The organism is Psychrobacter sp. CX10 (assembly GCF_057621575.2).
The window spans coordinates 691,247-714,826 of record NZ_CM177736.1 but is presented as its reverse complement, the minus strand read 5'-3'; the positions used below and the strand labels follow the sequence as shown (position 1 = coordinate 714,826).

15 protein-coding genes are annotated in these 23,580 nt (G+C 37.9%); 10 read left to right on the top strand and 5 right to left on the bottom strand.

The features are described 5' to 3' along the window. Positions 1-47: 47 nt before the first annotated feature. Together AC21OH_RS02880 and lpxB are read right to left on the bottom strand one after the other, a co-directional pair. Complete coding sequence (locus AC21OH_RS02880; protein WP_487370318.1) at positions 48-1,199, bottom strand: ribonuclease HII; 1,152 nt, start codon at positions 1,197-1,199, stop codon at positions 48-50. 61 nt (positions 1,200-1,260) lie between these two features. Then, on the bottom strand, positions 1,261-2,571 hold the full coding sequence (lpxB, locus tag AC21OH_RS02875; RefSeq protein WP_487370319.1) for a lipid-A-disaccharide synthase: 1,311 nt from the start codon (positions 2,569-2,571) through the stop codon (positions 1,261-1,263). 488 nt (positions 2,572-3,059) lie between these two features. On the opposite strand from lpxB, the gene AC21OH_RS02870 reads away from it, so the two are divergent. Beyond that, the gene (locus AC21OH_RS02870) at positions 3,060-4,145 is read left to right on the top strand and encodes a 3-deoxy-7-phosphoheptulonate synthase (RefSeq protein ID WP_487370320.1); all 1,086 of its coding nucleotides are present in this window, start codon (positions 3,060-3,062) and stop codon (positions 4,143-4,145) included. A gap of 144 nt (positions 4,146-4,289) precedes the next feature. On the opposite strand, the gene pepN is transcribed toward AC21OH_RS02870, so the two are convergent. Beyond that, complete coding sequence (pepN, locus tag AC21OH_RS02865) at positions 4,290-6,962, bottom strand: aminopeptidase N (protein ID WP_487370341.1); 2,673 nt, start codon at positions 6,960-6,962, stop codon at positions 4,290-4,292. 375 nt (positions 6,963-7,337) lie between these two features. On the opposite strand from pepN, the gene AC21OH_RS02860 reads away from it, so the two are divergent. The 3 genes from AC21OH_RS02860 (at position 7,338) to AC21OH_RS02850 (ending at position 9,881) form a co-directional block, all read left to right on the top strand. Then, complete coding sequence (locus AC21OH_RS02860; RefSeq protein WP_487370321.1) at positions 7,338-7,985, top strand: DUF6231 family protein; 648 nt, start codon at positions 7,338-7,340, stop codon at positions 7,983-7,985. Positions 7,986-8,239: 254 nt separating this feature from the next. After that, positions 8,240-8,752 (top strand): peptidoglycan-associated lipoprotein Pal, encoded by a 513-nt coding sequence (pal, locus tag AC21OH_RS02855; RefSeq protein WP_487370322.1) that lies wholly within the window; start codon positions 8,240-8,242, stop codon positions 8,750-8,752. 166 nt (positions 8,753-8,918) lie between these two features. Then, on the top strand, positions 8,919-9,881 hold the full coding sequence (locus AC21OH_RS02850; protein WP_487370323.1) for a 4'-phosphopantetheinyl transferase family protein: 963 nt from the start codon (positions 8,919-8,921) through the stop codon (positions 9,879-9,881). Between the two features lie 182 nt (positions 9,882-10,063). Here the strand turns inward: AC21OH_RS02850 and AC21OH_RS02845 are convergent, their stop codons facing one another. Continuing rightward, positions 10,064-10,930, bottom strand: a complete 867-nt coding sequence (locus AC21OH_RS02845; RefSeq protein WP_487370324.1) for a hypothetical protein — start codon at positions 10,928-10,930, stop codon at positions 10,064-10,066. 885 nt (positions 10,931-11,815) lie between these two features. On the opposite strand from AC21OH_RS02845, the gene ahcY reads away from it, so the two are divergent. From ahcY to AC21OH_RS02815, 6 genes are all read left to right on the top strand, one after another. Then, positions 11,816-13,213 (top strand): adenosylhomocysteinase, encoded by a 1,398-nt coding sequence (gene ahcY / locus AC21OH_RS02840; protein WP_487370342.1) that lies wholly within the window; start codon positions 11,816-11,818, stop codon positions 13,211-13,213. Positions 13,214-13,437: 224 nt separating this feature from the next. Then, positions 13,438-14,313: a methylenetetrahydrofolate reductase gene (locus AC21OH_RS02835; protein WP_487370325.1), complete on the top strand. Its 876-nt coding sequence runs from the start codon at positions 13,438-13,440 to the stop codon at positions 14,311-14,313. Between the two features lie 4 nt (positions 14,314-14,317). After that, positions 14,318-15,424, top strand: coding sequence for an RsmE family RNA methyltransferase (locus AC21OH_RS02830; RefSeq protein WP_487370326.1), 1,107 nt, complete (start codon positions 14,318-14,320; stop codon positions 15,422-15,424). 334 nt (positions 15,425-15,758) lie between these two features. Then, positions 15,759-17,552 carry an acyl-CoA dehydrogenase C-terminal domain-containing protein gene (locus tag AC21OH_RS02825; RefSeq protein WP_487370327.1) on the top strand — a complete coding sequence of 598 codons (1,794 nt, stop codon included), beginning with the start codon at positions 15,759-15,761 and terminating at the stop codon, positions 17,550-17,552. Between the two features lie 263 nt (positions 17,553-17,815). Beyond that, the gene (locus AC21OH_RS02820; protein ID WP_487370328.1) at positions 17,816-19,600 is read left to right on the top strand and encodes an acyl-CoA dehydrogenase C-terminal domain-containing protein; all 1,785 of its coding nucleotides are present in this window, start codon (positions 17,816-17,818) and stop codon (positions 19,598-19,600) included. Positions 19,601-20,061: 461 nt separating this feature from the next. Next, complete coding sequence (locus AC21OH_RS02815) at positions 20,062-22,608, top strand: site-specific recombinase (RefSeq protein WP_487370329.1); 2,547 nt, start codon at positions 20,062-20,064, stop codon at positions 22,606-22,608. Between the two features lie 76 nt (positions 22,609-22,684). Here the strand turns inward: AC21OH_RS02815 and AC21OH_RS02810 are convergent, their stop codons facing one another. Further along, positions 22,685-23,521: a symmetrical bis(5'-nucleosyl)-tetraphosphatase gene (locus AC21OH_RS02810; protein WP_487370330.1), complete on the bottom strand. Its 837-nt coding sequence runs from the start codon at positions 23,519-23,521 to the stop codon at positions 22,685-22,687. Between the last annotated feature and the right edge of the window lie 59 nt (positions 23,522-23,580).

The window sequence follows — 23,580 nt, the reverse complement described above, 5'->3', positions numbered from 1 at the left end:
CAATAAGAAGTAAGATGGCTTCTGATACCTATATATTTTTAGTATGTCTATTTGGATGTTGAGAGTGCGTCACGCACAGGTTTAAAGCTACGACGATGCTTGGGCAACACACCAAGCTCTGCTATGGCTTCAATATGAGGCTTAGTAGGATACCCTTTATGGTTTTCTAAGCCATATCCTGGGTATATGAAACCCTCTTGGATCAGATGTCGGTCTCGTGTTACTTTTGCAATAATACTGGCTGCTGCAATGGCGGTATGACGACCATCTCCTTTGACCAAGGCTTGCGCTTTAAATGAATAGCACGACTCAGTCATTGAATTACCGATATCTGTATTACCTTCGTCTAAGTTACCGTTATTTGAAATAAAGTTATCTAAGTTATCATTTAAATCATTATCGTCATCAAACTTAGACCTGATTTGAATCCTATCCTTCTTAAATATTCTATTATTTAAATTGGGAACTGTATTACCATCAATCAATAATTCAAATGTCACCATTTCTGATAAGTCTATTTGTTTAAATGTATTATCTTGCTTTGATAAATTATGGTGCCTTGATAAATCTGTATGTGGATAATGCGAGGTGTCGTTATTTTCTGTTTTATCTAATATAGACTCTTTGACTTCATCATGATGCATACCTATAAATTTCTGAACATTATTTTCCAAAAATACAGCCATTGAACAAATCGCTCGTTCACTTGCTAGCCGCATTCCTAATAATGTAGCTTGCAGTATATTAATCTCATCAATTACGCATGCAGGTATGTCTACGGTTAAAATCAATAAAGCAAGTTCGTTTATCGGTTCAAATAACAACTCACGCTTTTTTTCAGTTAGCTTTTTAGAGTCCGTCATAATTTGTAAGGGGGTATTGTTCAATAGCTTGGCGTCAATCTCACCCGACCATCTTGAAGGTAGAACCGCCGCCGACACCACCACACTACCGTATAATGGCCCCCGCCCTACTTCATCAATCCCTACTTGCATACAATAAGGCTCACAAATCTCATCAATCTCATCTATAGTATTTGAATTAAGATGTGATCTGATATCTTTAATAATTTCTAGATCGTTGATATGACCATTAATTTGGATAGGATCTTTTAAAGGGTTTTGTAAATCAAATGAAAATCCATTTATTGAATCGAAGGTTTCAGGTAAGTGATACAACGTGTCATTAAGTATTCTCATCTACGCTTTATTAGACCTCTATATAGTATAAATATTTAATTTCTATGTGATGATACAATCTTTAATGACTTTCATTATAATCATGCCATGTGTTGATAACAGCAGCAACTGCACTTTGATTGCTTTGTTTACGCAGCCAGTCAGAGGTTTGTTTAAGCTTTTCAAGTTGTTCGACATACTCTCGATCTTGTATAAGCCGATTGACAGTGCGGCATATATTTTCAGCAGTGGCTTCTTTTTGAATAAGTTCTGGAACTATTTGCTCATCAGCTAATATATTTGGTAAAGACACATAAGGCAGTTTTACCAAACGCTTTGCAATGGAATAAGTGAGTTTGTTTAATTGATAAACCACAACCATGGGACGATTGAGCAGCATTGCTTCAAGCGCGGCTGTACCAGAAGCCAATATAATTAAATCCGACATGGCCATGATAGATTGGCTAAAATTAGCATTGGTTTGCTTCTCGTCATAGGCAACAGCCACCACTGATCTGAGCGATGCATTTTGTTTGTCTACTAAATCTTGAACAATATATTGATGGTTCTTATCAATAGTTGGGATTATAAAACATAAGTTTTCGTCAATTAACAACAATCGGCCTATGGCTTCTAACATAAGCGGTAAAATTGCATTAATCTCAGAGCGTCTGGAACCAGGCATGAGGCAAATGATATTACTGATATCATCTTTACGATTTGCAAAATAGGTATGTAGCTCATGATTATTCCATACCCTCTCTAAACGCTGCTCGTGCGTTGAGACCTCTATAAATTCTTTGGGTATGCTATGTAATAAGGGATGGCCGACGCATACCGCAGGATGATTATGCCGCTCATAAACCTCAAGCTCAAAAGGGAATAAGCACAGTACCAAGTGAGTGGCTTTTTTGATAGATTCGATACGTGACTCTCGCCATGCCCATATTGAAGGACTCACATATTGAACGCAAAATACCCCTAAAGGTTTAAGCTTTTTGGATACCCTTAAATTAAAATCTGGCGCATCAATACCGATAAACATATCGATATGAGCCTCTATGAAAGCATTAACCAGCTCTTTTCGAGCTTTCAATAGGTCTGGCAACCGAGACATCACTTCCACAAGTCCCATAACCGCCAATCTGTCTAAAGCAAATAAAGACACTAGCCCTTGTGCCGCCATTTTTGGCCCACCGACGCCCACCCAAATGACGTTTTCGTATAGGTTATTCATTTGCTGCATAAAGTCAGCTCCGAGACTATCACCTGAGGCCTCGCCCGCAACAATACCGATGACTAGCGGCCGAGGTACAACTGCCTCGTGAGCTTCTTGATTATCTGTATAAGTTTGATCTTTGGGTACATATGAATCTGCAGCGGATGCTAACATTATCAACTCGACTTTCTATTTAAAAGGCTGGATTTAACTTTTGGTTCAATTTTATCTTATGGTTAAATTTTAAACTATTGACTAAATTTAAACGATTGATAGTTCAAAGGCTTAAATATTATAACAAAAATTTTTACCCCCTATTCCTTATATCAGGTAATCAAAAACGTATAACACTTGTCAATATCATTCAATGCCCTCATAATAATAGGTAACTACTTAAAAAATATTGAATTAATTCGCTACTTTTTTTGTTTTACATCTATTGATATTGATACGAATAGTGATGTCAACATACTTAATAAACGATATTAAATGATCAATGGCTTATAACTGGTGCCCAGTAACCTACTTTTAATCAATTAGGAATGGTTACATCATCCATAAAAATTATAATTTAGTATGATTATAATGTCGTTTTATTGAGTGATCACCACTAATTAAACTTTCAACCGAATTTATAACGAATTAAACTAGGCAGATTGCTTATGACGACATCTTCGATTTCCCACACAGCAGACATTGACGACGTGAATATTGAAAAATTTATACCGCTTGTTACCCCAGCAGAACTTAAATCAGAGTATCCACTATCTGAAAAAGCACATGAAACAGTTTTAACAGGTCGTACTACCATCCAAAACATTTTAGATGGTAAAGACAAGCGTTTGTTGATTGTGGTGGGTCCTTGTTCTATTCATGATGTAGAAGCGGCGCATGAATATGCTGATAAATTAGTAGAGCTTGCCAAAGAAGTGCAAGACAGTCTGTATATTGTTATGCGGGTTTATTTTGAAAAACCTCGAACAACAGTTGGCTGGAAAGGTCTGATTAATGACCCCGATATGAATGACAGTTTCCATATAGAGAAAGGCCTGCGTATGGCTCGTAAGCTTCTATTAGATTTGAATGAAAAAGGTCTACCTTGTGCGACCGAAGCATTAGATCCAAACACACCTCAGTACATGCAGGATCTTATTAGTTGGTCTGCCATCGGTGCACGTACTACTGAAAGTCAAACTCACCGTGAGATGAGTTCTGGCTTGTCGTGCCCTGTTGGATTCAAAAATGGTACCGATGGCGGCATGACTGTTGCTGTCAACGCCATGAATGCCGTTAAATATGGGCATAACTTTTTAGGCCTTTCAAGTGATGGTCAAGTCAGTATTATTAAATCCAAAGGAAATCCATACGCTCACGTAGTTTTACGTGGGGGTAACGGAAAGCCAAACTACGACCAATCATCTGTCGAAAAAGCTGAAAATGAGTTGGAAAAAGGCAATGCTATGGTCAAAATCATGATTGACTCAAGCCATGCAAACTCTGGTAAAGACCCTTACTTGCAACCTATGGTTATACAAAATGTGGCTGAGCAAATTGCCAATGGTAATAAATCTATTATGGGCTTAATGATTGAAAGCCATCTAAAAGGTGGCAATCAAAAATTAACCAAAGATCCAAGTGATCTTGAGTATGGCAAATCGATTACAGATGGCTGTCTTGATTGGGACAGTACCGTAGCCTCATTACGTAATTTGCGAAATACCATTAAAGATGTGATTGAAGTACGCTAGCAACGCTATAAATGATTTAAATATTATGAATGACTATCATCTTTGAAATAGCTATTTATCTTATTTAGTAAACCTTAATAGAAAACGCCTAACATTGAGTTAGGCGTTTTTTTTGGAATTATATATATAACAAACCAATCAGTTCTATTCATGACCTGCATTTAGTATGGTCTGCAAACTTTCAATAACATTTTTCGAGGTAACATTTTTACTTAACGCTTTAAGTCTTTGTTCAGTCATACTGCGTAGAGGCTCTATCAGTGTATACCATCTTGATAATACTTGTAATAAACGAGATGCCAATACAGGATTACTGTCATCTAGCTTCTGTACCACCTCTATATATAAATCAATACCTTTACTGGTCCATAGTTTCGTAGGATTAGAAGCAAAGCTACTAACTACAGCACGTATGCGGTTTGGCGTATGCCAATCAAAATCTGGATGCACAATCAGTTTTTGTACCTCATCGATCAAGGCATTGTCATCAGCGGCCCGAATACTAAACCATAAATCGATGACCAAAGCTTCTTCTTCAAAACGGTTGTAGAAATCCTGTAGGTAGGCATCTTTTAAAGACGCACCTTTAGTATCTGATTGTTTATCAGCACTATTGTCGTAGGCCTGCTGATGATGAACTAAGCTACTAAGTGCACCCAAGCGCTCTGTCATACAATAGGCATTATTATACTGCGCTTTGGCCCATTCAAGAGCATTTTCAATTTGTGCTTCAAACGCCATGTCTAAAACCACATTGCGTAATGCACGTATACCTCGTGCTTCTGGCGTATCTGTATAGGGCTCGATAGGTAAATTGGCATATATTTCAGATAAGTCTTCTTTTAATGTATTGGCCAATTGCTTTTTGAGCTTTTGTCGTTTTTGTTTAATTATTTCAGGGTCGTAATTTGAATTAAATGCGGTAGCAAGCTCACGTTCAGCAGGTATATCCAATATCCTAGCGGCCAACATAGCGTCAGTATCGACAAGACTTAAAAAGGCTTTTTTAACCGCATCTAGGTACGTTTTAGCGTCTATATCTTGTAATAAGACTCGATTAACTAAAGCTTGGGCACTCTGCCACTGGTTAAACCCACTGATTTCAAAGGCTAACAAAAATGCGAGATCTTCTTCACTGTGGTCATACTTTAATTGCACCGGCGCACTAAAGTCGCGTAAGACAGAGACTACAGGCTCTAGACCTTTAGTAGTTTTTAAATTCTTAAATTCAAACTCTTGAGTGTCCTCAGTTAACATTAAGAGACATTCTTCAATCAAGTCACCAGTCTCTCTATCAAAGATAGCGGTAGCAATAGGAATAGGTAAAGGTTTAGGGGCATCAAAGCCTTTTACATGTCGAGTATGCTGAGACAAGGTAACGGTCAAATCGCCCGCTTGGCTCTTATCATTAAATACATACGTCTGGCTACCAACAACTTCTGGCGTACCGGGCTGTGTGTACCAGTCTATAAAATGCTCTACCGATTTACCCTCAGCACTTAGCGCAGACAACCAATCCTCTACAGTGACAGCTTGACCATCGTAGCGTTCAAAATAGGTGTCCGTACCTTGACGGTATTCATCGCCCAAAGTATTGGCGAGCATGCGTACCACTTCAGCACCTTTTTCATAGACAGTCGCGGTATAGAAGTTATTAATTTCTATAAAACTATTTGGCCGTGGCGGATGTGCCAATGGACCTGCATCTTCACTAAATTGATGCGCCCTAAGCATGGACACATCATCGATACGTTGAACCGCAGGTGACTGATGATCAGCTGAAAAAGACTGGTCTCTAAATACCGTTAAACCTTCTTTTAAGCATAGCTGGAACCAATCACGGCATGTAACACGGTTGCCTGTCCAATTGTGGAAATATTCGTGAGCGATAATAGACTTAACGCTAAAACTACGACTATCCGTGGTGGTTTCAGGACTTGAAAGCACACAAGATGTGTTAAAGATATTTAAACCTTTATTCTCCATAGCACCCATATTGAATTGACTGACTGCGACTATCATATAGCGGTCAAGATCATATGCCCGCCCATAGTTCACCTCATCCCAGTTCATGGCGTCTTTTAGTGCTTGCATAGCGACGAGGCATTTATCAATATCATGCGCTTTGGCATAAATTTCAAGCTTAACGTCCCTGTCTTCAATGGTGGTGTAGCTATCTTCTAATACGGCGAGGTTGGCAAAAACACACGCAAATAGATAGCTGGGTTTCTTGCTTGAATCATGCCATATCGCATAATGCCGCGTACTATCACCATCAACCTCACCAGCTTCTATCAAATCACCGTTCGCTAGCAAAGTTGGATAGGCCATATCTGCCTCTAATCGTGTCGTAAACACAGACAATACGTCGGGTCGATCGGGGTAGTACGTTATTTTACGAAACCCTTCCGGCTCGCACTGGGTCACGAACATCTGATCACTACCCTCACCCGCGATATATAGACCTTCTAGTTCAGTATTGGTATGCGGTTCATGCTGTACCTTGATATTAAGTTTGGCATTCTCAGGTGCGTCATGAATAATAAGACTGGTATCACTAAGGGTATAACCACTTGCATCAAGCGTTTTTTCGTTAAGTTTTATCGATAACAACGTCATATTTTGTCCAAACAACACCAAGTCTCCTGGGTATTGACGGGACATTTTTAATATACTTTCAACCTCAGCATGTTTTTCAAATAATTTGATGTCTAAACTGACGCTATCAACCTCAAATACTGGTGGCTCATAATCCTTAAGATATACTTTTGCAGGTACACTCGTATCTTGTGGGTTATGATTGGGCGCATCAGGCATTGTGTTATTTATTAATGATGCATTATCGTCATCTGTAATGTTATTGTTATAAAGTTCAGACATTAGAGCTCTCATTTTAGTGATGTAAATTAATTATTATCGACTCATTTATAAATCCATTTATCTCTCATCTATCGTTAAACTGCACGTCATTTTAAATAGAATTAATATAGAATGATGAGACGCATATAGATTTTTATAAGTCATTCAATGTATATTGTTGCTTAAACAAAATTTTAAACCTCTAAAAGTCTTAACTCTTCAAAAAAGTCTCTAATTAAACAGTCTCTTATAACTTCTAACCTTCTTTAGTATAATCGAATGAAGTAGATGGATTTAAGTCGCTATTTTAAGAACAATTAATAAGTATAAATTATGACAATTAAAAATCACTCTGATCTAGATACAATATCTTTTATAACACATCATATTCTCAGTGTTATTAACTATCTTGAGACTGATGAGCATCACTCCCTAAACGTAATACTCACGAGTACTAAAAGCTTAAACTCTGAGGTATCCACTATAATTTGTGACTTACGCCCTCAAATTAGTATGACCACGCTTTCAATGAATGAGTTCTTAGAAACACCTTTCAACTCAAGATTCGATTTAGGATGTTTTATTGAGCCAAGTGTGACTAATAATTCAGAATTTAATACTATATCGGACTACAATGGTCATCAAAAAAAGGAAAGCGAAGACCTTAGAAAATATGATAATCATACCGATACTTCAAAAACTTTGAATATCATTGCAATGCGCTTAAGGGATTTATTTGCTCATCAATGTATTGTATTTACGCGCACTGAATATGACGTACCCTATCAAAACCAGTCACAACAGAATTGTATAACTCTAAACAGCTTAGGATACACCTTATTAACATCTGATAATCAAACACAGGCTAATAACAACATACAATTTTGGCAGTTTAACTTATACGATTATAAACAGCGTCCAGATTGGCTAAATTCAAGATTTTGGGCTAATCCAGAAAATTATGATAAATACCGCTGGTAAAATCTGGTAATAGATTGATGAGTTAACATAATTCATTTATTTGACTGACTTTATGTCTATTATTTCTATAAGTTAAGGTCTCAAAACATGCAAGATTAATCATATTTACAGTAAGCCTACTTACACAAAATAACATCAGATATTATTTGTGCTATATTCTTATCCATAAGTCATGAATAATAATTAATGATTATTTAAGCCGGTATTAATTGATATATACATTAAATAAAGAACACATCATTGAGGATAGTAATATGAATACCATAACTAAATTAACGGGTTTAGCAATTATTTCAACAGCAATGACATTTAGCTCAGGTTGTGCTAATAAACGCTCGACCTCTGAAGTCGTTGTAGCCCCTATGGGCGTACCGGGAAATGCAGTATATGGAACGGGTACGATAGTCACTAACCCAGCATCCATACAAGCAGCTGCGCAAAATGTAAGGGGTATCGTGTACTTTGCATTTGACAGCAATGCAATTACTAGTGAAGCTGCAAGCGTATTAAATGAACAAGTTGCATTTTTGCGTAATAATCCTAATGCTACCGTGTTAGTCGCGGGTCATACTGATGAGCGTGGTAGCCGCGAATATAACCATGCATTAGGTGAGCGCCGTGCAAATGCAGTACGTAATTATTTAGCTGGTCAAGGTATTAGCAATGCTCGTGTAGAGACGATTAGTTATGGTGAGGAACGTCCTGCTGTAGTTGGTAACGATGAAGCTGCATATGCTCAAAACCGCCGTGCAGAACTATCTTACTAAGAATAGTCTTAATAAGTTATAGACTGCAAACTGAGTACTATTCATATTAATTAATAAACCCAGCTAGCACTGGGTTTATTAGTTTTATAAAGATATGAACAATTAACGTTTAATAATTTCAATTTTATACTAATAAATACTTAACTAACTCATAGACTGCTAATTTATGATAGCGAATAGTTTCTTCTTTAGTTTGAACTTGGCAGAACTTGCTAATCAGGGTAAAGATATTATTCAACCTACCTCAGCGCTAAGCCCATCTTTGTCAGCTTATGCAGCTAAGTCTCTCTCGCCTATCTGGTTAGCCTTAGGTCAGATAGAAGATCTTAACAATACTGATGATATGAGTGCTGGTACTTGTATCGATAGCCCATCAATACAAGATCAGAAAAAAATCAATTCTTCAGATTCTAACTCCTATACTAAAATAAAAACAAATCAAAACTCTCGTCAAAAAATTGCGGTACGCCAATTACTTAATGATTTGAGTCATCACTATAAAAACGACATGCATTTATTTGCAACCACTCACACTTTACGTCAATTTTCAAATAATGGTGATGTAAACAACATTTCGTTAAATGACTCAATTTATCCTTACCTATTAACGCCTTACAACTACTATGTGAGTTTTTCACATTCTAAAAATTTTGCAGCATGTGTGGTCTATCACTCACCTATTGGTTTAGATATAGAATTATCAAATGTCTCTCTAAAAGTAGCCCATCGCTATTATCATCCATATGAATTAAAGTGGCTAAATACATTAGATACGCATCAATGCAAACTTGCGTTAAAGCTACTTTGGTCACTTAAAGAAGCTAGGATTAAACGATTGGGGAATGAGGACATTACAGTTGGTTTGTTTAAAGAGTTAAAGTATGACTTAAGTCTGCCTGCCTGCCATCTGCTTAAAATCTATTACTCAAGAGAGCCGTCAACGTTATTTCAGACAACGTTATTTAAGACAGCGGCATTTAATAATATCATTAGTGAAATAATTTATAAATATAACGGGCAGGATGTTAATGATAATCAAAACTATACTGCACCAGTTTATTATGCAGATGACCCATATAACTTTAGCTATATTTGGATACCAGATTGTAATTTAGTTCTGGCGCTATAAATTCAGATTTTTACAAAGTCTAATACGCCATAATGACTATCTAAAAAGATTGTCAAACTCTATCACGTTGTTTTATTTAAAATCAGTACTCTTTATAGCAGTATAAAAATAAAAAAAACGACTCAATTGAGTCGTTTTTTTAAATCATGCAACTAATAGTTTACTATCAATAGTATTAAATCTTAGAAGCGTAGAGTAACACCTGCTTTAACGATTGGATACCAGAAATCATCTTCTTGAATTTCTTGTTTAGCAGCTTCATTAAAGTTTAAGGTAGAAACTTGACCAGCATCATTTACGCCAGTTACAGTTTCGCCGCCAGAAACTTTAGCATCAAGCTCACCCATGTACGCCGCACCTACTTCAAAGAAACCACCCCATCTTTTATTAATATTAGGACGGTAACCGATAGTCGCATAAGGCGCTAAAGTGTTCTTGTTTTCAGCTTTGATATTAACAGTTTCGTTACCAATGTTATATTCGTAGCCGTCGATAGAAACTGTAGCATCAGAACTATTAGACGTTAAAGTCGCTTTAACTTTGTTATCAGGAACCATTACACCACCAGCAATCGTAAAGTCGTTTGCGAATGGACGCATTTGAACGCCAATGTATGGGTTACTAAAATCAAAATCATAAGCAATGTTACCATCGTAACGACCATAGCCGTCACCAAAAGCTTTTGACCAGTTAATCCAATCATTACTGTCTAAATCTTGATCGCCGTCAAAATCCATACCTGACCAACCAGCTTGAAGCTCAGTAGTTTCATTTAAGCCCCATGCGATGTTAGCACCGTAGCCCATTGTACCAACTTCAGCGCTAATAGCGGCTGGATTAGTTACGGTATTGAAAAGTGTCTTAGTAGTACCCGTTACCGCACCAGCAGTATTTCTAACAAGCCCAGCGTTACGGTCATACTGATAAGCAGGTTGAGTTTCTACAACTACCGCATTCGCATCAGTAACAACGACGGCATCCGTAGCTGCCATAGCTGCTGTTGATCCTAACACTGCTGCAGCCAAAGCTGATAATTTTAAAAGTTTCATAATATCTCCAAATTTTAAACTGTATTAGGCCTAAATTACGCAACTAAAAAAGCAATCCAGATAAAACCACCTGAACTGCTAATCCTTTAATTGCTCAATTAAGACGTCCCGTATTAATGTATTACTATTAAACACTTTTTTACAATTTAAGTCATCCTCTCATAGTTGTTTTTTAATAGAGTTTCTGTAATTTTTACTTACAATTTGTAATCAGTTAAGATTAGATGAGCTGTTTTACAACTAAATATTGAATAGTTGAGTATAAAAACCAATTATTAAATCTAAATCGGTGATAATGATTTAAGAAGTGAGAAGATGACAATCGTACTTACTTCCATTACAATATGCAGCTACCGAGAGGTGTTGCGTCAGTATGTTTAGCACGATATATATTATATCACTTAAATACAGATTAGTTAAACGTTACTGTCAGGCTCGGTATATCGGTATGGACGCTATTTAAAAATTATTATATTGCTGCTTAACTTATATCTATTATCTAATACTTCATTCATATAAGTTTGTTTATTTTTAATTGACTAGCTCCAATAATAATTTTTATGTGCTAAACATTTTATGTATTTATAGCATCCGATAGTCTTAGTGTATACAAAGGTTTATAGGCTTTTGAACAAGTAGCGATAGAATATTAGCACTAACTAAAAGTAGTTTTAAAACTCAATAGTTATCATTTTATTGTATCCTTATATAAATTCTATAAGGGTACAACCTACTATTAATGTTTTAAATGTATCCAACCTACTTTAGTTGTCTCTATTCTACTTTTACTTTAATAATGTCTTAAACTTTTAACTAAACAATCAACGACACCTGCGTAAATTTAACCATAAATTTAATTCTATCTAGGAGTTCGAGATGGACGCAGTGTCTAACATCGATACAAGTTTTACTGACTATAAAGTTGCCGATATCACGCTTGCTGATTATGGCCGCCGTGAAATTTCACTTGCAGAAGCAGAAATGCCTGCCCTAATTGGACTGCGTAAGCGCTATAGCGACGAGCAGCCTTTAGCTGGTGCTAAAATTCTTGGTTGTATTCATATGACCATTCAAACCGCCGTACTTATCGAGACGCTTGTGGCGCTTGGTGCGGAAGTACGCTGGACTTCATGTAACATCTTCTCTACTCAAGATCACGCTGCGGCAGCCATGGCGGCTAGTGGTATTCCTGTATTTGCATGGAAAGGCGAAACTGAAGAGGAATATGAATGGTGTTTACGTCAACAATTGCATGTGGGCGGTGAAGAAAGCAGTCAGCTTTGGGACGCTAATTTGATACTAGATGATGGGGGCGATTTAACCGCATTAATCCATAATGACTATCCACAAATGCTTGATAGCATTAACGGTATTTCTGAAGAAACGACTACAGGCGTGCACCGTTTGATTGATATGTTAAATAAAGGCACTTTAAAAGTTCCTGCTATTAATGTTAACGATGCGGTGACTAAGTCAAAAAATGATAATAAATATGGGTGCCGTCATAGCTTAAATGATGCGATTAAACGCGCAACAGATATGTTACTTGCAGGTCGCCGTGCATTGGTTATTGGCTATGGTGATGTGGGTAAAGGATCTGCACAAAGCTTACGTCAAGAAGGCATGATAGTACGTGTATCTGAAGTTGATCCAATCTGCGCCATGCAAGCATGTATGGATGGATACGAGCTGGTTTCACCTTATATTAATGGTACGAATAACAATACTGCTGAAAATATCAATACACGTTTATTACAAGATACAGACCTTATCGTTACGACAACGGGTAACTACCATGTATGCGACAAGCATATGTTAGCTGCTTTAAAATCAGGTGCTGTGGTTTGTAATATAGGCCATTTTGATACTGAAATCGATACCCAATTTATGCGTGATAATTGGAACTGGGTTGAAATCAAACCTCAAGTACATCAAGTTTACCGCTCTGATGATGACGGTAATTATTTAATCTTATTAGCAGAAGGTCGCCTTGTGAATCTTGGTAATGCGACTGGCCACCCTTCACGTGTCATGGATGGTTCATTTGCAAACCAAGTATTGGCACAGATGTATCTACATGAGCAAAAGTTCTCAGAGCTTCCAATAGATGACCGTAGCAATAATTTATATGTCCGTGTCTTACCTAAGAAGCTTGATGAAGAAGTAGCTGCTGCAATGGTCGCAGGATTCAGTGGGGTTATGACCAAGCTTACCCCAGAACAAGCAGATTATTTGGGTGTGCCTGTTGAAGGCCCATTCAAACCTGAAGATTACAAGTATTAAACACTAGCCTATTATGCTTAGTTAGTATTAATAATTAAGAAATAAAGCCCTAATGAGAACCTTATAAAATTATTTAATATTTAGGTTCTTATGGGTATTATTCAGTAAGCTAAATTATCTATAGTTCTTTATATTATAAGGCGCTAATCAGTTAAATTATTGAAACTTTTATATTAATTTTTAGCAAACATTAGTGCCTTTTAACTCCTTACAAAGGACCACACATGAACAAACCTCAATTTTCTTTTGAGTTTTTTCCTACCAAGACTGATGACGGGGTGGCAAAGTTATGCCAAACGTTTGATACCTTAAATGAGCTATCTCCCTCATATTTTTCAGTAACCTATGGTGCAGGCGGAACTACCCGGGAGCGTACCTTAGGTATTGTAGAAGCGCTCCAAAAGCGTGCAAACACCCCTATCGCTCCGCATATCTCTTGTATCGGTGATGATAAGAATGAGATTGCCGAACTTTTAGATTTCTATAAATCCATAGATATAGATCGTGTTGTTGCGCTGCGTGGTGATTTGCCCTCAGGTCAAGTTGGGATGGGCGAGTTACCTTTCGCAGTCGATTTAGTCCGTTTTATTCGTGAGCATTCAGGTGATCACTTCAAGATAGAAGTAGCAGCTTACCCTGAGATGCATCCTCAAGCAAAAAGCTTTGATTTTGATATTCAGAATCTAATTAATAAGTTTGATGCTGGTGCAGATTCAGCTATCACACAGTTTTTTTACAATACAGAGAGTTATTTGTATCTCCGTGATGAGCTTGAAAAGCGTGGGGTTGATACGGATAAGCACAAGCTAGTAGCTGGTATCATGCCTATTACAAATTCAAATAATTTGGTCCGTTTTGCTGATAGCTGTGGCGCTGATATACCCCGTTATATCCGCAAACAGTTAGCAGATTACGGTGATGATCGTAAAGCTATTCGAGAGTTCGGCTTTGAAGTTGTTCACCGTCTATGTGAGAATTTAATTTGTGAGGGTGTGCCTGCATTACATTTTTATAGCATGAATCGCATTGAGCCAAATAAACGTTTGGTAGGTTCATTAGGTCTATCCCCTGTTCAACATGCTGTGCAAGAAGAGGGATAATCCCATGCGTCGTTTTTTTTATCCTTCAATTTCAAGTACGAACTTTGGGGATGTTTCTAAAAACGCTTCCCCGTCATTAAATAGCCTTAATATTGGCAGTTCTCTTATGCTACCTGAGAATGTATTTCATCATTGGTGCCGCGTATTGCGCGCCAAGATAGGTGATCAAAGTATCTTATTTGATGGTTTAGGCGGCGAGTCAACTGTACAGCTGGAGTCAATCGATAAGAAAAACGCAACCGTTAGGCTTTTATCTCATTCACCCATTGATAGAACGTCTGATTATCTAACAAATATAGCCATTGTCATGAGTCGCGGAGACAGAATGGACTATGCCATTCAAAAGTCGACTGAACTAGGCGCCACTTCAATCCAGCTTCTTACTAGCCAATATGGTGAAGTTAAACTTAAATCCTCTCAAGTTGATAAAAAGCTTAAACATTGGCAACAAGTTGCTTTATCCGCCTGTGAGCAGTGTGGGCTTAACTGCCCTACTTTAGTATTTTCACCAATATCCATCGTATCGTATTTAGAAGGTGATAGAGGTCAGGTACATGATTCTATTCAGTACTTGGTTGAAAGCGACTATTACAGCAATTACTTTAATCAATATGATTTATACCAAGGCTTAGATGATACTAGAGGTCAAACAAGCGGTCATGCACCTGGTCAGTTAACAGATAAAGCTGATAATGTAAACAACCCTGAAATTTATAATGCTATAAACCCGTCATTAAATTTAGTATTGGCCGTACCTAATACTGAAGAAGACTTAAAAATTAAAGTGCATCAATATATTAGTGATATGATGTCATCAGGTGCTAAAGCTACATCTGATTCTAAATCGCTCACTACTTCTAACATTTCTTCTACCTCTAACACTTCACTCTCCACGACTTCCTCTACGTCAATGTATGTGACACCCCGCTTTAATATCCTTATCGGTGCCGAAGGCGGTCTATCTGATAAAGAGTATAAATTATCACGTGAAAAGGGATATTTGCCTTGGCAACTGGGTAACCGTGTACTGCGCACAGAGACTGCCCCTGTGGCCGCTCTCTCAACATTAATGGCAATCTCAAAAATGTCATCTGTTCAATATTATACATAAGCGTCTTAAGTACTAATACTTCAAAAATCAGCATCATTTTTAATTTTTCAACAAAGTTTTTGTGACTTATAAGTCTAGCCAAAGGCTTGTAATATAATGGCTTAACATCTATCTTTTATGTCCTAATAGTTAAAATTATTTATAGAAATTAAACCCAGATATTAACTGTAGAAATTAATAACTGCAATTCGCCATGAAAGTTCATTATATAAATGACTTTTAATCGTAAGTGATTATTAATCTTTCTTTATCGTTTAATTTTTTCTCATCTTTTGCCCATCTTGAATCGTGATTCGCCCTATTCATTTGAATGAACCCAATAAAGGATATTAGTATGCAATACAAAGCCCCTATCAGAGACATGCAGTTCGTTTTACATGAGCTTTTAGACAGCACTTCTCACTATAAAAGCATGGCTGAGTATGAAGAAGTTGAAAGTGACATTGTCGATAGCTATCTTGAAGCAGCTGCAAGCTATGCCGAAAACGAATTGTCGCCGCTAAATCGTACCGGTGATGAAGAAGGTTGCCATTTTGATAATGGCGTGGTCACCACCCCGACTGGTTTTAAAGAAGCGTACCAACAGTACTGTGAATTAGGTTTTGCAGCACTATCCGCTGATGAAGAGTTTGGTGGTTTGGGTATGCCCTCTTCATTAGGCACGGTCGTTAATGAAATCATTGGTACGGCAAACTGGTCTTTTTCAATGTATCCACTTTTAGGTCATGGTGCTATTGCAACCCTTGAGCATCATGGTAGTGATGAGCAAAAGCAAACCTATCTTAATAAAATGGTTACGGGCGAATGGTCGGGCACAATGTGCTTAACTGAGGCGCATGCCGGTTCTGATTTGGGTCTTATTCGCACTAAGGCTGTGCCAAACGATGATGGTACATACGCCATTACAGGTCAAAAAATATTCATCTCATCAGGTGAGCATGATTTGACAGAGAACATTATTCATATTGTTCTTGCGCGTCTTCCAGATGCCCCTAAAGGTACGAAAGGTATTTCATTATTTATAGTGCCTAAAGTTAATATCAACGCCGATGGCAGCTTAGGTGAGCGTAATGGCGTTACCTGTGGCTCTATCGAGCATAAAATGGGTATTAAAGCATCTGCCACTTGTGTGATGAACTTTGACCAAGCAACAGGCTATCTCGTTGGTCCTGAAAATCGTGGTCTAAACTGTATGTTCACGTTTATGAACGTGGCTCGTATTGGTACGGCTGTGCAAGGTCTAACGGCATCTGAATTGGCATTTCAAGGTTCATTAGAATATGCTAAAGATCGTTTGGCTATGCGTTCATTAGCAGGCCCGCAAGAACCAGAAAAAGAAGCCGATCCTATTATTGTACATCCACCTGTACGTAATATGTTATTGACTCAAAAAGCGTTTGCTGAAGGCGGCCGTGCTTTAATCTATTATTTATCTTTCTTTGCCGATACCGTAAATAAAGGTGAAGGCGAAGCACAACAGTACGCCGATCAAATGTTATCGTTACTCACGCCTATTGCCAAAGCCTTCTTAACTGAAACAGGTTATGAAGCGGCTAATCATGGTGTTCAAGTTTATGGTGGTCATGGATTTATTCGTGAGTGGGGTATGGAACAAAATGTTCGTGATACGCGTATTGCTTGCTTGTATGAAGGCACTACTGAAATTCAATCTCTTGATTTGTTAGGTCGTAAAGTATTGGGCTCACAAGGTAAGCTGCTAGCTAACTTTACTAAAGTCATTCATAAATTCTGTAAAGAGCATGAAGGTGACGAATCAATGAGTGAGTTTATCAAGCCACTTGCTGATTTAAATAAAGAGTGGGCAGATATTACTGCCAATATCGGTAAAGAAGCCATGCAAAACCCATTGGCAGTTGGCGCGGCATCTGTTGACTACATGTACTATAGCGGTTACGTCACTTTTGCTTATTTATGGGCACGTATGGCAGTAGTCTCTAAAGCAGCGCTGGCAAGTGATACCACTGAAACGGGTTTTTATGACGCTAAAGTGAAGACAGCACAATTCTTCTTTAGTAAGCTGTTACCACGTACTCGTACACATGTGGCTCGTATCGCCACTGGTGTTGAGCCATTTATGAGCATGGATGTAGACCAGTTCGCTTTCTAATTTAATTGTAACGAATAAACGCTACTTAGGCTAACAATCAAGTGCTACTATCGATGTGTAGCACTTGTCTTAAGTACTGAATTTAAGCAAAATATAATTTACCCCTTTGATTAACGACTGGTAATTATTTTTGGAGCGGCTACGCATTACTTCTAGACGATTCAAAAATGATTGCCGGTCGTCATATCTTATTGATATGTGTAAGTTTAGTTAAGTAGATATTCACAAATAATCCCAAAATCATAAAGAATAAAAGGATCATTATGGCGATTTATAATCCCCCATTAGATGAAATGCGTTTTATGTTAAATGACGTATTTGATGTCGAGAAATTTTGGCAAGCCAATGAAAATTTAGCTCATGTTGATATGGATACCATCAACATGGTGCTTGAAGAGATGGCTAAGCTGTCTAAAAACGTTTTATTACCTCTTAATCGTAGTGGTGATGAAGAAGGCGCAAAGTATGAAGGCGATGGTGTTGTCTCCACACCTGCAGGCTTTAAAGATGCGTTCAAACAGTATGCTGAAGCAGGCTGGATTGGTCTTGGCGGCGATCCTGAGTATGGCGGTCAAGGCTTTCCAAAAATGGTAACAATGCTTACCGAGGAGATGGTATTTACTGCAAACCAAGCGTTTGCTTTATATCCTAACCTCTCTGTCGGTGCTTCACTCTGTTTACTAGCTGCTGCAAGTGATGAACAAAAAGAAACCTACCTTGAGAAAATTTATTCTGGTGAATGGTCAGGCACAATGTGTCTTACCGAACCTCATGCGGGTACGGACTTGGGCATCATCAAAACTAAAGCCGTACCAAATGATGATGGTAGCTATGCCATCTCTGGTACTAAAATCTTTATTACTGCCGGTGAGCACGACTTAACTGAGAACATCATTCATTTAGTATTGGCAAAGACACCCAATGCGCCAGAAGGCTCTAAAGGCATCTCACTATTTATCGTACCTAAATTCCTAGTTAATGATGATGGCACTGTTGGCGAGCGTAACTCGCTAGCAGCAGGTTCTATCGAACATAAAATGGGTATCAAAGGCTCGGCAACTTGTGTAATGAACTTTGATGACGCCAAAGGTTGGATGGTTGGTGCTGAAAACACCGGGTTATCATCAATGTTCGTAATGATGAACTACGAGCGCTTAACCATGGGTCTACAAGGTTTAGGTGGTACTGAGCTTGCTTATCAAAATGCCGCAGCCTATGCGTTAGAGCGTGGGCAAGGTCGTAGCGATACTCAAATTCAAAGCCCAGAGAAGCCTGCTGACAGCATTATTCATCATGCTGATGTGCGCCGTATGTTGTTAAATGCACGCGCTAATGCTGAAGCGTCACGTTGCTTTGCGATGTATGTGGCTAAACAACTTGATGAATCTAAATTTAGTACCGACGCTGAAAATGCCAAAGCTGCAGCGAGTCGTGTTGCGTTATTAACGCCAATTGCTAAGGCATTTTTGACCGATAAAGCATTAGAGGCCACCGTTGATGGTCAGCAAGTATTTGGCGGTCATGGTTACATTCGTGAATGGGGTATGGAGCAAATCGTTCGTGATACCCGTATTGCTCAAATTTACGAAGGTGCAAATGGCATTCAGGCTCTCGACTTATTAGGTCGTAAAGTCGTTCGTAATAATGGTAAATACCTTGAGAATTTCTTAGGTGAGATTCGTGATTTCGTATCTACTATGAAAGCTGAACATAAGATTAAACAAGCGACATTAGACGCTGCTGATACGATCGAAGAGCTTACATCAACCGTTTTAACTAACTTATCGACTCGTAAAAGTGAAATCAATGGCTGCGCGGTGGATTACCTACATGCCATGGGCTATTTATGCTATTCATTCATGTTTGCCATGATGGTAGAAGCGGCACATGATAAAGAAGGCGAGTTTTATGCTGATAAATTAAAATTAGCTGACTATTATATCGGGCGCATTTTACCACGCATACGTGCTCACGCTGACATGGTTAAAGCAGGTAGTGACCCCATTATGGCATTCGATCAATCTTATTTTGAAGAGAATGTCAGCTAGGTTATAGTTATATATTTATTTTCTTATTATTTAATTTAAAAAGACAACCAAGGGTTGTCTTTTTTATTGAGCGTTTTTTTGTTGAGCGTTGTTTTTCTATTAAGGATTTATTTAATGAAGGCTTCTTGGTAAATTAATTAATAGTTTTATTAATTATATCTGATACATGCTCTCAGGAATTATACTACAAATTAGCTATAAACATTTCTCACTATTAGCGCGTAATATAGCATGATATTTGCATTAGTAAAGAACGGTCATAGATGATAAAAGCATGACTGTTTTATACACGGCAGGCTTTATACACGAAACTATTAACACAATGTTATAAGTAAAAAGTAATAAATCTTAAGATTAACTATATTTCAATAGCCGTTAAAAATATTTTAAACTTAACATCTCTAACCTTATAATCATAAAGTAAAAATTGATTTGACATTAATAATTCAGAGGATATTTTAGTGAGTGAGCTTGAGCGTATTTTAAATAAGATAACAGCGCTACAACATGTACCAGAGCCCTATGTTCTTAAACAGCTTATTGATCTGCTTAGGGTCAGTCATGATGATAAAAACGCTCAGCAATCCGCGAATGTCAAAATTGATGAGCTTATCGATATATTAAAGTCCAACCCTGATTATGCGGTTGGTCTTACCACCTTTGTTCTCACTTTATTAAATACGCACTATAAAATGTCTCTATTTACCGACACGGGTATCTTAGGCTACGGTTTTGTACATAATGTGATGAGGTTGGTTGGTCATCGCTTTCTACCGTTATTACCTGATGATGACAATATGATAGAGATTATAGACTACCTCTTCGATGATCGAGATGATGATCAATGGCTAGACTTAATTGACACCACATTGTGGGAGCAATTAATCAACATATTGTCTCAAGGCGATATTGACAGCGAATTGGTCGCTGAGGTAAAGAACAACCTTATTAACGCCATGGTCGTCTTGTCATATCGTATAAATGGGTTGGGATTGCATCAAGATTTAATGAAAGCCTACCCCGAGATGATTGATTATTCAGCTGCTTTTGTTGCTCAAAACCAAGAGACGCTCCTGTTTGCTAACGAATATCGTAACGAGCAAGGTTTAGAAGGTCGTCCAGAAAATAAAGGAGATGAGCCTGTCTCTACTGATCCCTTATTAGTGATGCTCGAACAGTGTGATAATACCGTATCCACTATTCGCAAGCGCATTTATAAAACTGGCATATCTATACGTTTGACCAATATGCTACTGCGGTTGGAGCAGAAAATTAACCGCCTAAGAGTACTGAGTGAATTATTGTCTAACGAACATCTAAATCGCGATAAGGCCATTGTTGAGCTGAGTCAAGTTCTTATTTTTAGTGCTAAACAGCGGTACAGCATACGTTATCTATTTCGCACCAATACGGAGCTGCTATCTCGTAAAGTCACTGAAAATTCAGGTCGCGTTGGCGAGCACTATATCAGTACTAATAAAGCGGGCTATAAAAAAATGTTTAAGAAGGCTGCTATTGGCGGTTTTGTTATCGCATTTATGGCAACGCTTAAAATACTAGCTTATAACTTAGATTTGGCTCCTATGGGCCGCGCATTTGTTTACAGTATGATTTATGGTCTGGGTTTTGTATTTATTCATATTATTCATGGAACCGTAGCTACCAAACAACCCGCTATGACAGCAGCTGCTATTGCTTCAACAATTTCTGACGGGTCAGGCAAGCGGACTCAACGACTCTCTAAACTATCAGAAATCATGGTTGATATTTTACGTACTCAATTTATAGCCATTATGGGTAATGTTTTGATAGCCATGCCATTGGCGTTGATTATCTCTTTTGCATGGGTACAATTTACTGGCGATCCAATTATAAACTTCGATAAAGCAAAATATTTACTTGATGATTTAAACCCTATTACTTCCCTAGCTCTTTTTCATGCGGCTATTGCGGGCGTTTATTTATTTATGGCAGGTCTGATAGCAGGTTTTTATGACAACCTAGCTGTGTTTAATGATATTGGTGAACGGATAGGAAGACACAAACTATTACTAAAATTTATGTCTGTCAAAAAGACGGAGCGATTGGGCGCATTTGTTGAATCCAATTTGGGTGCAATAATGGGTAATTTTATGTTCGGTGTATTCTTAGGTAGTACCGCAACTATTGGGTTTATATTTGGTTTACCTCTTGATATACGCCATATTGCGTTTTCATCTGCTAATTTTGCACATGGTATTTTTAACATTCCAGCGGACTACTTTAGCATCACTTTGGTTCTTATCTCTTTATTAGGGGTTGCCTTAATCGGTATAATTAACCTGATGGTTAGCTTTTCATTAGCGTTAATGGTTGCTCTTCGATCAAAAGGCGTTGAGTTCTCTGAATGGAAAACTCTCGGTCATTTATTACTCAATCATATGGTTACCAATACCCGTGATTTCTTTTGGCCAAGACCTGAGCCTATGCAATATGCACATATCAATGAACAAGGTCAGATGATTTATGAAGATAATAATGACAGTAGCCATACTGCTAACTCGCCATCAAATGCTGTATCAGCAAATATACAATCAAAGTCAGCAGTTCGTCACTTATCCGAGATTCAAGTGTTACCAAAAGGTATGACCATTGATAAGGACAAAATAGATGAGATAAAACATAAGAAACAATTGCAGCAGAATCTAGCCAGCGCTAATGGGAAAGAAGTAAACCCTAAACCCGCTAAAAAGGTAATATTAACGAATGATATACCTGAAAATTTAATGCAAAATAAGATCCATAACGGGGCACAAGTTAGCGATAAACAAGCTACTGACAAACCTGATAGACAACTCAGCTCACCTCATAAAACGACGCGCATTGCTGAATTAACCTCTGTAGACAAACACAACAAGTTATCTTCAAACCAACAGACTTCTAATAATAAAAACCTGTCCATTCAAGAACAGGGGGATAAAAAACACTCCTTACCAAAACCTAAAAAACCCCCTAATCTTCCAAATTAAGGGGTCCTTAAAGTTAAGAGGTCATTAAAGCTCAAAGGTCATCAAAGTTTGTAAGAATCCGATTTACTAACGTTTGTTAATTCTTGGGACAATTTTTAGAAGATGTAATGGTTTTGCCATCGCTCAATCTATAGGCAACTAAACAATTACCCCACACACATCCGCCATCCAATGCTCGTGCATGAGGTAAGTCTATTTCAGCCTTTAATGCCGCCCAGTGACCAAATAATATCTTTCTTTTGCGCGGTACATCCCATTCAAACCAAGGTCTAAAGCTATCTGGCATCTCATCACTTAAGCTTGATTTAAAGTCAAATTCCAGTGAACCATCTGCTTTACATAAGCGCATTCTAGTGAAGTAATTGGTAATGGCTCTTATTCTACTGAATCCGTTTAGCTGCTCAGACCATTCATCAGGATACTTGCTATATAAATGCGGTAGCACCCTATCTAATTGATGTAAGCTACTTGAAAGCTGTACCTCTACCTCGCGCGCGTAGCGTTGGGCTTGACTAATGGTCCAGTGTGGTGGAATTCCGGCGTGTACCATGACAGTTCTGTCGTCGGGACATCTAAGCAAAGGTTGTTTGCGTAACCACTGAAGCAGCTCGTCGCAATCTTCAGCTTCAAATATAGGTTGGGTCTTGTCTTTATCTTTAAGGTTAATTATACCGCGCCATACTGCAATGAGTGTTATATCGTGATTACCGAGTACAATAGCAGCCGCATTCTGATAACATAGATTTTTTACATGTCTTAGTGTCGCAAGAGAATCATCTCCACGCGCAACAATATCTCCCACAAACCAGAGTTTGTCCTGTTTAGGATCAAAGTCTAATTTATCTAATAATTCAAGGTATGCAGCATAGCATCCTTGTAAATCGCCAATCACATATTCGGCACGACAACTCATAAAATCACTCAATTTTTACTATACTTAATTTTTTACTATTCTAAATTTATATTTAAAAT

Excerpts from the sequence above, each read along its gene's own strand:
- AC21OH_RS02835 (WP_487370325.1), top strand. The coding sequence starts at position 13,438 with ATGAACAAACCTCAATTTTCTTTTGAGTTTTTTCCTACCAAGACTGAT.
- pepN (WP_487370341.1), bottom strand. The coding sequence starts at position 6,962 with ATGCCTGATGCGCCCAATCATAACCCACAAGATACGAGTGTACCTGCA.
- AC21OH_RS02850 (WP_487370323.1), top strand. The coding sequence starts at position 8,919 with ATGATAGCGAATAGTTTCTTCTTTAGTTTGAACTTGGCAGAACTTGCT.
- AC21OH_RS02860 (WP_487370321.1), top strand. The coding sequence starts at position 7,338 with ATGACAATTAAAAATCACTCTGATCTAGATACAATATCTTTTATAACA.
- AC21OH_RS02810 (WP_487370330.1), bottom strand. The coding sequence starts at position 23,521 with ATGAGTTGTCGTGCCGAATATGTGATTGGCGATTTACAAGGATGCTAT.
- AC21OH_RS02830 (WP_487370326.1), top strand. The coding sequence starts at position 14,318 with ATGCGTCGTTTTTTTTATCCTTCAATTTCAAGTACGAACTTTGGGGAT.
- AC21OH_RS02870 (WP_487370320.1), top strand. The coding sequence starts at position 3,060 with ATGACGACATCTTCGATTTCCCACACAGCAGACATTGACGACGTGAAT.
- AC21OH_RS02820 (WP_487370328.1), top strand. The coding sequence starts at position 17,816 with ATGGCGATTTATAATCCCCCATTAGATGAAATGCGTTTTATGTTAAAT.
- lpxB (WP_487370319.1), bottom strand. The coding sequence starts at position 2,571 with ATGTTAGCATCCGCTGCAGATTCATATGTACCCAAAGATCAAACTTAT.
- AC21OH_RS02825 (WP_487370327.1), top strand. The coding sequence starts at position 15,759 with ATGCAATACAAAGCCCCTATCAGAGACATGCAGTTCGTTTTACATGAG.
- pal (WP_487370322.1), top strand. The coding sequence starts at position 8,240 with ATGAATACCATAACTAAATTAACGGGTTTAGCAATTATTTCAACAGCA.
- AC21OH_RS02880 (WP_487370318.1), bottom strand. The coding sequence starts at position 1,199 with ATGAGAATACTTAATGACACGTTGTATCACTTACCTGAAACCTTCGAT.
- AC21OH_RS02845 (WP_487370324.1), bottom strand. The coding sequence starts at position 10,930 with ATGAAACTTTTAAAATTATCAGCTTTGGCTGCAGCAGTGTTAGGATCA.